This window comes from Shewanella oneidensis MR-1, from assembly GCF_000146165.2.
GTDB lineage: Bacteria > Pseudomonadota > Gammaproteobacteria > Enterobacterales > Shewanellaceae > Shewanella > Shewanella oneidensis.
Map to the genome: position 1 here is coordinate 2,775,188 of NC_004347.2, position 11,847 is coordinate 2,787,034.

The 11,847-nt window shown below is 45.3% G+C and carries 10 protein-coding genes; 5 read left to right on the forward strand and 5 right to left on the reverse strand.

What is annotated here, in order from left to right; genetic code table 11:
- Positions 1-24 precede the first annotated feature (24 nt).
- Positions 25-372, forward strand: a complete 348-nt coding sequence (locus SO_RS12165) for a hypothetical protein (RefSeq protein WP_011072586.1) — start codon at positions 25-27, stop codon at positions 370-372.
- Positions 373-403: 31 nt separating this feature from the next.
- On the opposite strand, the gene SO_RS12170 is transcribed toward SO_RS12165, so the two are convergent.
- From SO_RS12170 to ppsA, 4 genes are all read right to left on the reverse strand, one after another.
- On the reverse strand, positions 404-823 hold the full coding sequence (locus tag SO_RS12170; RefSeq protein WP_011072587.1) for a MarR family winged helix-turn-helix transcriptional regulator: 420 nt from the start codon (positions 821-823) through the stop codon (positions 404-406).
- A gap of 138 nt (positions 824-961) precedes the next feature.
- Positions 962-1,453: a DUF1285 domain-containing protein gene (locus tag SO_RS12175; protein ID WP_011072588.1), complete on the reverse strand. Its 492-nt coding sequence runs from the start codon at positions 1,451-1,453 to the stop codon at positions 962-964.
- Positions 1,454-1,539: 86 nt separating this feature from the next.
- Positions 1,540-4,581, reverse strand: a complete 3,042-nt coding sequence (gene ydiJ / locus SO_RS12180) for a D-2-hydroxyglutarate dehydrogenase YdiJ (RefSeq protein WP_011072589.1) — start codon at positions 4,579-4,581, stop codon at positions 1,540-1,542.
- A 99-nt stretch (positions 4,582-4,680) separates the two neighbouring features.
- Positions 4,681-7,050, reverse strand: a complete 2,370-nt coding sequence (gene ppsA / locus SO_RS12185; protein WP_011072590.1) for a phosphoenolpyruvate synthase — start codon at positions 7,048-7,050, stop codon at positions 4,681-4,683.
- Between the two features lie 125 nt (positions 7,051-7,175).
- On the opposite strand from ppsA, the gene ppsR reads away from it, so the two are divergent.
- The 4 genes from ppsR to SO_RS12205 all read left to right on the forward strand — a co-directional run bounded on the left by ppsR (position 7,176) and on the right by SO_RS12205 (position 10,695).
- A complete protein-coding gene (gene ppsR, locus SO_RS12190; RefSeq protein WP_011072591.1) occupies positions 7,176-7,988 on the forward strand; it encodes a posphoenolpyruvate synthetase regulatory kinase/phosphorylase PpsR in 813 nt (270 codons plus the stop codon).
- Positions 7,989-8,170: 182 nt separating this feature from the next.
- Complete coding sequence (locus SO_RS12195; RefSeq protein ID WP_011072592.1) at positions 8,171-9,235, forward strand: 3-deoxy-7-phosphoheptulonate synthase; 1,065 nt, start codon at positions 8,171-8,173, stop codon at positions 9,233-9,235.
- Between the two features lie 156 nt (positions 9,236-9,391).
- Entirely contained in the window at positions 9,392-9,823 is a 432-nt protein-coding gene (locus SO_RS12200) for an acyl-CoA thioesterase (protein ID WP_011072593.1), read from the forward strand.
- Between the two features lie 209 nt (positions 9,824-10,032).
- Complete coding sequence (locus SO_RS12205) at positions 10,033-10,695, forward strand: response regulator transcription factor (protein ID WP_011072594.1); 663 nt, start codon at positions 10,033-10,035, stop codon at positions 10,693-10,695.
- 87 nt (positions 10,696-10,782) lie between these two features.
- Here SO_RS12205 and cysB read toward each other — a convergent pair whose 3' ends face one another.
- A complete protein-coding gene (cysB, locus tag SO_RS12210; RefSeq protein ID WP_011072595.1) occupies positions 10,783-11,757 on the reverse strand; it encodes an HTH-type transcriptional regulator CysB in 975 nt (324 codons plus the stop codon).
- Positions 11,758-11,847 lie beyond the last annotated feature (90 nt).

Consider the following 11,847-nt stretch of genomic DNA (forward strand, 5'->3'; position numbering starts at 1 on the left):
GTCAGTCACAGAGAAGGTGCCACTATGGTCAGTTTCAAATATGAGCTGGGGAAAGACTCACTTGAATTGCAAGCAAGTGATTGGTCTGGATTAGAGAAAGTCTATATCAATGGTGAAATGGTTTCGCGCAAACTCAATTTTGGCCACCAAAGTGAACATCTGATCAAATTGAAAGATGGTGGGCAGTGTCTCTTTAAGCTGTTTATTGATCCATTTACAAATGAGTTAACCTGCCGTATTTACAGACGCGATCAGTTATTAACGAGTCTAAAGCAGGGAAAAAATAGCTTAATGCAACGGCAACGAATACTTCAGCAAGGGTTATTACTCGGGTCGAGTTTAGTATTACTTTTTATGCTAATCCCACTGTAAACAGCAAAAATAGCCAAATAAGACCACTGAATTAAAAATAAAGTTTATTGATTTTATTCAATAACTTAACAAAATTAACTCGTTCATCTTCAGTAAGGTTAGCAAGAAACTTTTCATTGACGCGCTCGGCCTCTCGGATGAGGTCCTGCTCTAAGGCTTTGGCCTCATCGGTCAGAAAAATCTGAAATGCACGGCGGTTATCGAGTTCCTGATGACGGGTAATCAAACCCTGCACCTGCAACTGATCCAGCAGTCGCGTCATAGTATAGTTCGCCACATCACAGCGTTTAGACAACTCGGTCTGAGTAATCCCCTCCTCCTGCCAAAGCGCAAATAACACTGGCCACAACTTAATGTCAAGCTTATAGCGTTTCAAATGCAAATCGAGCTCATTTTGTAGCTCAATATTTAAATGGGAAACAAGATAGCCTAAGCTTTCATAGCGGTTCAAACAGCACCTCCGAAAACAACAGTTAGCCCCATCAACACTGACCACTGCCAGAGAAATATTGGTTAAGGTCAGTTTCAATACTATCACTTAACCCGTAATAAACTAGCCAGCCCCCCCAACTAATTGCAATCAAAATCGCTAAGCATTGAGACCATCATCATCGGTTAAATTGAATTCATTCACAAAATTGTAGTAGCAGGCACGGTTTAATTTTGCCCATAGACCACGCTCTAAAGGCAGATAAATCCCAAAGTCGGTTAGCTTGAGCTGATTGAAATCGGTAAGGTGATGTTCAGTGCCAATACTGGTTTTCAAGGTTAACATTGGCGCTTCTGCATGCTTTAGATAATCGACAATCAGCAGTGGCGCATCTTCCACCTCAAGCCGCACTTTCTCCACAGGCGTGATCAGAAAATGCTCACCATCAATACAATGTAAAATACTGGCAAACAATTTGGCAAACTTAGTCGGTAATGGACTGCCCTGATATAACCAGTCACCGGAGAGTTGGATACGAAATAGCGCGACTTCACTACACAGCTCCGTTGGCCGTGTGACGACGTCATCCAGCTTTGGCTTGCTAGTGAATTCCTGTAGTGTGTCAATAACATTGTCCATGTGCTTTTCCATAGCGTCCCTCAATAAAAAACCAGCCTGACGACTGGTTTAGTGTGGCATTGCCTTAGGGATTATCCAATCCCTAGTACAAAATTGCGTTAAGAATTAACGAGCTCCAATAAAGCCTCTAATGGATGTTTTGGCTTATAACCAGCAAAACGCTTTACTTGGCTGCGACAAGAGTAGCCCGAGACAAGCACCTGTGACTGATCCATCTTACTTAATGTGTTTTTCCATGACATATCAAACAAAGCCTTAGACCGTTCAAGGTTTTCGGCTTCATGGCCGTAGGTGCCCGCCATACCACAGCAGCCTAAATTCACCGCCGTCAATTTCGTACCAAAATGGCTAAAAATTTTCGTCCATTCATTGGCCGTATTCGGCTTAGCAGTAGATTCAGTACAATGACTAAACCAAGTAAATTGCTTATCTTGCATGGGCTTGGCCGGGATATGGTGTAAAATGCCAAGTAACCATTCATTAGCTAATTTCACTTCAAATGAACCACGGTTAGCACCTAAAACCTCTTTATACTCATCGCGATAGCAGAGCACTAAGGCGGGGTCGATCCCAATCATCGGCATGCCTAACTTATGTACTTGGTTTAAGAAATCCGCGCTCGATTGAGCTGTTTTGGCAAATTTATCCAAAAAGCCTTTGATATGAGTGGGTTTACCGTTGGGCTTAAAGGGCAATAACACGGGTTTTAGCCCTAAGGTTTCAATCAATTGGATAAAGCGATACACCAATCCCGCATCGTAAAAACTGTTAAAGGGATCTTGTACCACTAATACAAATTTTGAACGCTCAGCCACCGGTATTGCTTGCAATGCCGCTAAATCATAACCACGGCTTGCATGACCATCGAGTCGTTGTTTTAAGGTCGGCACAGATAACGCTGGCGCATCTACATAGCCAATAGCCTTTTTGATTACCCACTGACTGAGCGGATTTTGCGAGGCAAAATTAGTGAGTTTTGGCGCTGCTGCCATAATTGGCAAACTGTCTTCAATACCCGCAACCAGATAATCTTTGGCTGGACGCAGATAGCGTTGATAGTAAATATTAAAGAATTGCGCCCTAAACTTCGGCACATCTACTTTAACCGGACACTGACTCGAACAAGCCTTACACGCAAGGCAGCCCTTAAGCGATTCCATCACTTCGTGGGAATAATCATAATCGCGCTTGGCATTAATCGTATTTTGCATGCGCTGCAAAATGCCTAAGGGTTTGGCTTTCGCCAGCGCGTTCACATCGACCCCTTCCGATTCAAGCAAACGCAACCACTCACGCATTAGGCCCGCACGGCCCTTGGGTGATTGCACCCTATCACCAGTCACCTTAAATGACGGACACATGGGCGAGTAACTACTGTAATTAAAACACAGGCCATTGCCGTTACAATTCATCACATCGGGAAAAGCATCACGTACTGCCACCGGAATTTGCCTGTCAAACTGACCGCGCTTGGTACTGTCCACATCAAATGCCAAGCTGCCGACTTGTTTTGGCGCAACTAACTTACCGGGATTAAGCCTGTTATCAGGATCAAATAGCCCTTTTATCTCCTGCAGCACACCATAAAGCTCATCACCAAACACTGCGGGACCATATTGACCACGCACGCCTTTGCCGTGCTCGCCCCACATTAGGCCGCCATACTTAAGCGTTAGAGCCGCCACTTGATCGGAAATCACCCTAAGTAGTTTTTCATCTTCCACATCGCACATATCGAGCGCGGGCCTAACGTGTAACACGCCCGCATCCACATGGCCAAACATACCGTATTGCAAGTTATGGCTATCGAGTAGTGCGCGAAACTCCATAATATAATCGGCAAGTTTTTCAGGCGGCACCGCCGTATCTTCAGCAAAAGCAATGGGTTTACGACGCCCTTTAGTGGCGCCGAGTAAACCAACGGCCTTTTTACGCATGCCGTAGATTTTCTCAATACTGGCCTTATCTTGGGTCACTTGATAACCGACCACACCACACTCACCGCGGGAAATTTGCTCAGTCAAAACCGCTTCAAGACTCGCAAGCTTTTGCTCAACCTCAGCCGTATCGCCAGCAAACTCGACCATATTGAGGCCATCAATCGTCTTACCCGGCACTTCTTGAATCAAGTCAGAAACCGAATGCCAGACAATGTCCTCGCGGGCAAGATTAAGCACTTTAGAATCAACAGTTTCGACAACCGTTGCCCGTGCAGCCACTAAGGAAGGGGCATGGCGCAGCGCCGATTGAAAGGAGTCGTACTTAATATTCACCATCGCACGCTCGCTCGGCAATGGCGTAATGTTGAGCTTAGCTTCGGTTATCACCGCAAGCGTGCCCTCGGAACCTGTCAAAATCCGCGAGAGATCGAACTGGGTCAAGCCCGCATTCCAGACATGTTTTAAGTCGTATCCGGTTAAAAAACGGTTTAACTTAGGGAATTGTTTTTCAATCTGTTCTCGCTTGTCACGGCAAACTTGTGCAATGGATGAAATCAGTTTTTGTCCAAGTGGATTATCACTGACATTATCGGGATCACCTAACACACCCGCATCGAGGGGACGAGTATCTAACACACTGCCATCTATCAATACACTGCGCAGCGCCAGCACATGGTCGGATGTTTTACCGTATACCAAGGAGCCCGCGCCCGAGGCGTCGGTGTTGATCATACCGCCAATAGTGGCGCGGTTTGAGGTGGATAGATCAGGACTAAAGAAGAATCCATGGGGACGCAGCGCATCATTTAGCGCATCTTTAATTACGCCAGCTTCAACCCTAACCCAGCCTTGCTCAGGATTCACTTCCAGCACCCGATTCATATAACGGGAAACATCGAGGATCAAACCGTGGGTCAGCGACTGGCCATTGGTGCCCGTACCGCCGCCTCTGGCACTAAAAGTGACACCGACAAACTCTGCTTTCGCAGCAAGCTTAAGCGCTATCTCAATATCCTTTTGATGCTTGGGATAAAGTACCGCTTGGGGTAAAAATTGATAGACGGAGTTATCCGTGGCTTGCACTAAGCGCGCACTGTAGCGTTTATCGATATCACCGGCGTAGGCGCTTTGTTCTAAAGCATCAAGATAAGCCAGATACACAGGTTCTAGGGTTTGTTGGTGTGATAACAGAGGTAACATGAGCGGCTTCAGTCAATTATTGTTATGCGGCCCATTATAAACAAAAAAAAGCCGCTAAAAAGCGGCTTTTTTAACACCTTGATAAAATTACGGTCTAGATCAAGCGTGAGCTTCAGCTAAATATAACCAAGTATCAATCACTGTATCAGGGTTTAACGATACGGTATCGATGCCTTGCTCAACCAACCAAGCCGCGAAATCGGCGTGATCTGAAGGTCCTTGACCACAGATACCAATGTAAGCGCCTTTCGCTTTAGCCGCTTTAATGGCCATAGACAGCAGGATCTTCACCGCTTCGTTACGCTCATCGAACAGATGGCTGATGATGCCGGAGTCACGGTCAAGACCCAGTGTTAACTGCGTTAAGTCATTTGAGCCGATAGAGAAACCATCGAAGTGCTCAAGGAACTGATCTGCTAATAATGCGTTTGACGGTACTTCACACATCATGATGACGCGTAGACCATCTTTACCACGCTCTAAGCCCTGCTCCTTGAGCAGTTCAATCACTTGCTCGGCTTCTTTAACGGTACGTACGAATGGGATCATCACTTCAACGTTTTTCAGACCCATTTCATTACGAACGCGTTTAATCGCCTCACACTCAAGCGCGAAACAATCGCGGAATGATTCAGAGATGTAACGGCTCGCACCACGGAAGCCGAGCATTGGGTTTTCTTCTTCTGGCTCGTAACGGTCACCACCGACTAAGTTAGCGTATTCGTTAGACTTAAAGTCTGACATACGTACGATCACTTTCTTCGGATAGAAGGCCGAACCGATAGATGCTATGCCTTCAACTAAGCGTGCAATATAGAACTCAACGGGTGAGTCGTAACCTGCGATCATCTCGTTGATTTCTTCTTGTAAAGCCGCATCTTGTTGGTTGAATTCAAGCAGTGCTTTCGGGTGAATGCCGATCATGCGGTTGATGATAAACTCTAAACGCGCTAAACCCACACCTTCGTTAGGTAAACGGGCAAAATCAAATGCACGGTCTGGATTACCTACGTTCATCATGATCTTCATCGGTAACGCAGGCAGTGCATCAACGCGGTTTGAAACCACTTCAAACTCTTGTTTGCCTTCGTAAATAAAACCAGTGTCACCTTCGGCACAAGAAACCGTCACCCATTGGCCATTTTTGATACGGTCAGTCACGTCACCACAACCTACAACGGCAGGTACACCTAATTCACGGGCGATAATCGCCGCGTGACAGGTACGACCGCCACGGTTAGTCACGATGGCACTCGCGCGCTTCATGATAGGTTCCCAATCTGGGTCGGTCATGTCAGTCACTAACACATCGCCTGGTTGGATTTGATCCATATCGGCGATAGAGGTTAATACCTTAGCCACACCTGAGCCCACTTTATGACCGATTGCACGACCTTCAGAGATCACTGCGCCACGGCTCTTTAAGTGGTAACGTTCAATCAATTGTACGTCTTCACGGCTACGAACCGTTTCTGGACGCGCTTGAACGATGTAAAGTTTGCCATCGTTACCGTCTTTCGCCCACTCGATGTCCATTGGACGACCGTAGTGTTTTTCGATAACCATCGCTTGTTTAGCCAGTTCCATCACTTCGGCATCGTTGATGGAGAATTGACGACGTTTGTCAGCTGCAACGTCTTCAATCTTCACTTGTTTGCCGTGAGCAGCATCATCGGAATACACCATCTGGATGAGCTTGCTACCGATATTACGGCGAACAACAGCTTTATGGCCTTGAGATAAAATCGGTTTGTGAACATAGAATTCGTCAGGGTTTACCGCACCTTGCACGACCATTTCACCCAGACCAAAAGATGAAGTAATAAACACCACATCGTTGTTGCCTGATTCAGTGTCCATGGTAAACATCACACCTGATGCTGCTTTGTCTGAGCGAACCATGCGTTGTACGCCGGCAGACAAGGCTACACCGTGGTGCTCATAACCTTGGTGAACACGGTATGAAATTGCACGGTCGTTAAAGAGTGACGCAAACACGTGTTTAATCGCCACGAGTACTGAGTCAAATCCCTTTACGTTTAAGAAGGTTTCTTGCTGACCAGCAAATGAAGCATCTGGCATATCTTCAGCGGTAGCAGAAGAACGCACCGCAAATGATGCATCACTCGTTTCAGCGGCAAGTTTTTCGTAAGCTTCACGAATTGCTTGTTCGAGTGCTGGTTGGAACGGAGTATCGATAACCCATTGTCTGATCTGTGCACCTACTTTTGCCAGTGCATTGACATCATCTACATCCAGAGTGGCTAAAATGTCATAAATCTTCTGGTTTACGCCACTTTGTTCAAGAAACTCATTGAACGCATAAGAAGTAGTCGCAAATCCGCCAGGTACTTGAACACCGGCATTAGCTAGATTGCTAATCATCTCGCCAAGAGAAGCATTTTTACCGCCAACCAAGTTGACGTCACCCATGCCTAATTCCTGATACCAGAGTACGTATTGCTGCACAGTTTCTATCTCCGCAAGTTTATTTCAGTGGCCCCTTCACACGAGGGCAGCGGCATTTTACACTCCTGCAGAAGACGCGTAAATCTATAATTTTATTTGTAATTTTATTACTACAAGAGGTCAGTATGGCGCCAAAGGTATTTTACATCTCCGACGGGACGGCAATCACTGCTGAGGTTTTTGGGCATGCGGTCCTCTCGCAATTTCCACTAGAATTTGAGTCACTTACCATTCCATTTGTTGAAACTTTGGCAAAAGCTGAGAATGTGAAACGTCAAATTAATGATTGTTTTATTACAACAGGCGAGCGGCCGTTAGTATTCCATTCCATCGTAAAACCTGAAATTCGCGACATTATTTATTCGAGTGAAGGTCTCGATTACGATTTTTTAAATACTTTCGTCGCTCCACTTGAACAACATTTAGGCGTAAGTGCATCGCCTGTGTTACACCGCACCCACGGAAAAGCCAATCAAGGCTATGAAGCCCGTATCGATGCTATCAATTTTGCAATGGATAACGATGACGGCCAGACCATGAAGCATATGGATCAGGCCGATTTAATCCTGCTGGGTGTATCCCGTTGTGGCAAAACCCCCTCTAGCCTTTATTTATCCATGCAATTTGGCATTAAAGCGGCAAACTATCCCTTCACCGAAGACGATATGGATAACCTTAAACTGCCCGAAGCTTTAAAACGTAATAAGAAGAAGTTGTTTGGGTTAACCATCGATCCCGTGCGACTGCATGAAATCCGCCAAAGCCGGATGGAGAACAGCCGCTATTCTTCATTAAAACAATGCCGTTTAGAGGTAAAAGAAGTCGAGATGATGTTCAAGCGTGAACGTATCCCCTATATCGATACCACCAATCACTCGGTGGAAGAAATCGCGACGAAGATTTTGGATGTGACAGGGTTAGAACGTCATATGTTCTGAAGAAGGACGATTTCGAACAGCGCAATCGATTGACTGTATTTAGGTTAAATGGGTCTAACTTAAATCAAATTCATCGCACAGTTGCCGACAATTAACACAATTGGCACTGTGCAACGCTGCTCGATTCGTTATAATCCGAGGCAATCTGGCGAAAAGCGCCGCATGCAAGCTCGGTATTTTGAATGACCATTAAAACAGACGAATTACGCACTTCCTTATTAGCTAAAGTCATCTCACCTGCACAACTGGCATCTGAGTACCCCTTAACCCAAGATGCTGCCGACTACCTCGTTCAACAACGTCGTGAAGTTGAAGCCATCATTATGGGCGAAGACCAACGCCTGTTGGTGATCATTGGCCCTTGCTCTATCCACGATACGCAAGCCGCCCTCGATTACGCCCGCCGCTTAGCAGTGCTACATCAAGAGTTAAAGGACGACCTCTGTATTTTAATGCGAGTGTATTTTGAAAAGCCGCGCACGATTGTGGGTTGGAAGGGGTTGATTTCCGATCCTGACTTAGATGGCAGCTTCGAGCCAAATAAAGGATTGCGTATTGCACGCCAGCTTCTACAGCAAATCACTGAGCTTAAGCTGCCCATCGCTACCGAATTTTTAGATATGGTGAACGGGCAATATATTGCCGATTTAATCACCTGGGGCGCGATTGGTGCTCGCACCACCGAAAGCCAAGTACACCGTGAAATGGCCTCAGCCCTTTCTTGCCCTGTGGGCTTTAAAAACGGAACCGATGGCAATATTAATATCGCCGTTGATGCGGTACGTGCCGCAAAAGTGCCGCATATCTTCTACTCACCGGATAAAGATGGTGCGATGTCTGTCTATCGCACCCATGGTAATCCTTACGGACACATCATTTTACGTGGCGGTAAAAAACCCAATTACTTTGAGCAAGACATTGAACAAGCAAGATTAAAACTTGAGTCTGTCAATGTTACACCGCGTGTGGTGGTTGATTTTAGCCACGGAAATAGTGAAAAAAATCACCTAAAACAACTGGTCGTTGCTGAAAATATCATGGCGCAAATGCGTGCTGGTAGTACGGCCATTGCCGGCATCATGGCCGAAAGTTTCTTACAAGAAGGCAACCAAAAGGTGATTGAAGGTCAACCCCTATGTTATGGCCAAAGCATCACGGATGCCTGCTTACATTGGGCTGACTCCGAAAAATTACTGCGAGATCTTGCCAGCGCCTCACGCGATAGACGCGAACTCCTTGGCAAATAAGTCCAAAATCGATTTAGATTTGTAAAGGCTTCCAAAGGAAGCCTTTTTACTATTCGTTTAGCCTTAAAACCTAATGGTATAGGCGTTTTCTATCATTCAAATTGAAAACTCACTATAATTGCGCCTCTTTAAAAATGCATAACCTCAGGTTGCCGAATGCCACATACACTCGACTCTACCCGCCCAACTTTTTCAGATGCCATCGAACAGCGGATAAATCAATCCGAAGCGCGGGTGATTAAAGCCGTATTTCCTTCCATTACCAATCACCACAATACCTTATTTGGTGGTGAAGCCTTAGCGTGGATGGATGAAACTGCCTTTATTGCTGCTACTCGTTTTTGCCGTAAAACCTTAGTCACTGTCAGCTCAGATAGAATCGACTTTAAAAAACCGATCCCAGCCGGGACGTTAGCCGAACTCATAGCCCGCGTGATCCACGTCGGTAATACATCGTTAAAAGTCGAAGTGAATATTTTTGTCGAAGACATGTATCAAGATCACCGAGAACATGCCATTCGGGGTGTGTTCACCTTTGTTGCGGTTGACGAACAACGCCATCCAACACAAGTGTGGACGGCTGAATAAAATTTACACAACACAATAACGTACTCCAGCCCTTTAACAGCAAGGTTTTAGGGCTACTTTATTGGCTGATTTAAGCTAGACAAAAGTATAACAACCAGAAACATATAAAAATTTTGTCCTTCTTCCTGCATAAAGCGATAGGAACATCGATTACTTTTCTGTTACATTGAGTTTAATCTTCACGTGCCACGAACATAATCAAAAAAGCCATGAAGCTAGAAAACTTAAATATTATTATTGCCGACGACCATCCATTGTTTCGAAATGCACTACGTCAAGCCCTCAGTAGCGCCTTTGAGCACACTCAGTGGTTCGAGGCCGACAGTGCTGATGCGTTGCAATCGGTATTAGACTCACCAACAGTGAGTTACGACTTAGTGCTCTTGGATCTGCAAATGCCCGGTTCACACGGCTATTCAACGCTCATCCACCTGCGCTCCCATTATCCAGATCTGCCTGTTATCGTGATTTCTGCCCACGAGGATATCAACACCATTAGCCGTGCGATACACTATGGTGGTAGCGGTTTTATTCCTAAATCGGCGTCAATGGAAACCTTAAAGGAAGCCCTAACCGCCGTATTATATGGAGATATATGGCTGCCCAAAGGCGCAGATATTATACCTATCGAAGATGACAGCACTGATAAGATGGCCAGTAAGCTCTCAGATTTGACGCCGCAGCAATATAAAGTACTGCAAATGTTTGCCGAGGGCTTGCTCAATAAACAAATCGCCTACGACTTGGGCGTCTCAGAAGCGACCATTAAAGCACATGCCACTGCTATTTTTAGAAAACTAGGCGTTCGCAATCGCACTCAAGCCGTTATCGCTTTAGGGCAGCTTGAAATGGATAAAGTGGATTTGTTGTAGTCATTACTTTCATTTCAAATCTCAACACAATAAAAATGCCGCATCAATTGCGGCATTTTTATTGATTTCAACAAGATAGTGGCTTAATCAGCGCATTGGCAGATTCTTATCAGCAAACATTTCATCAATTAATTGTTGATCACGCAATGCGACGGCCTTTTCAACCACATCACGAGTTAAATGTGGCGCAAAATGCTGAATAAAATCATACATATAACTACGTAAAAAACTGCCTTTTCTAAAACCAATTTTGGTTGTGCTGTGGGCAAACAAATGACCGGCATCGATGGCGACTAAGTCTTTATCAATGTTAGGGTCAATGGCCATAGAAGCAATCACCCCCACCCCTAAGCCTAAACGTACATAGGTTTTTAGCACATCGGCACTGGTGGCACTAAACACGACCCGCGGCTCCAAGTTTGCTCGATTAAACGCTTTCTCAATTTCTGAGGCGCGATCAAACCCAAACACATAAGTCACTAATGGGAAACGAGCTAAATCTTCAATGCTAATTTGAGTTCGCGTCGCTAAGGGGTGATCTTTAGGCACAACGACAGAGCGATTCCAATGATAACAAGGCAACATAATTAAATCTGAATACAAATGCATCGCTTCAGTAGCGATGGCGAAATCAGCATCGCCACGGGCCGCCTGTTCACTGATCTGCGATGGCGTGCCTTGGTGCATGTGTAGGTTAACTTTTGGATAACGGTCGATAAATTGGCGAATAATGTTAGGTAAAGCATAACGAGCTTGGGTATCCGTTGTCGCAATATTCAATTCACCTTGATCAGGTTTAGTATATTCCTCGGACACTTTTTTAATGCTTTCAACTTTACCTAAGATGTCGTTGGCGATATTAATCACCTGTTGTCCTGCAGGCGTCACATGGGTTAGGTGTTTACCGCTGCGACCAAAAATTTGAATGCCTAATTCATCTTCCAACATGCGAACTTGCTTACTGATCCCAGGCTGCGATGTGTATAAATTTTCCGCTGTGGCCGATACGTTAAGGTTATGCTTTACGACCTCAGCAATATACCTGAGCTGTTGCAGTTTCATCTTCTTTCCTTGTCTCAAACAGGCTGAAATGGATTGGTGAAAATAGCACCACTCAGTATCAGCTATAATCAATCGTTATAGTATATAGTG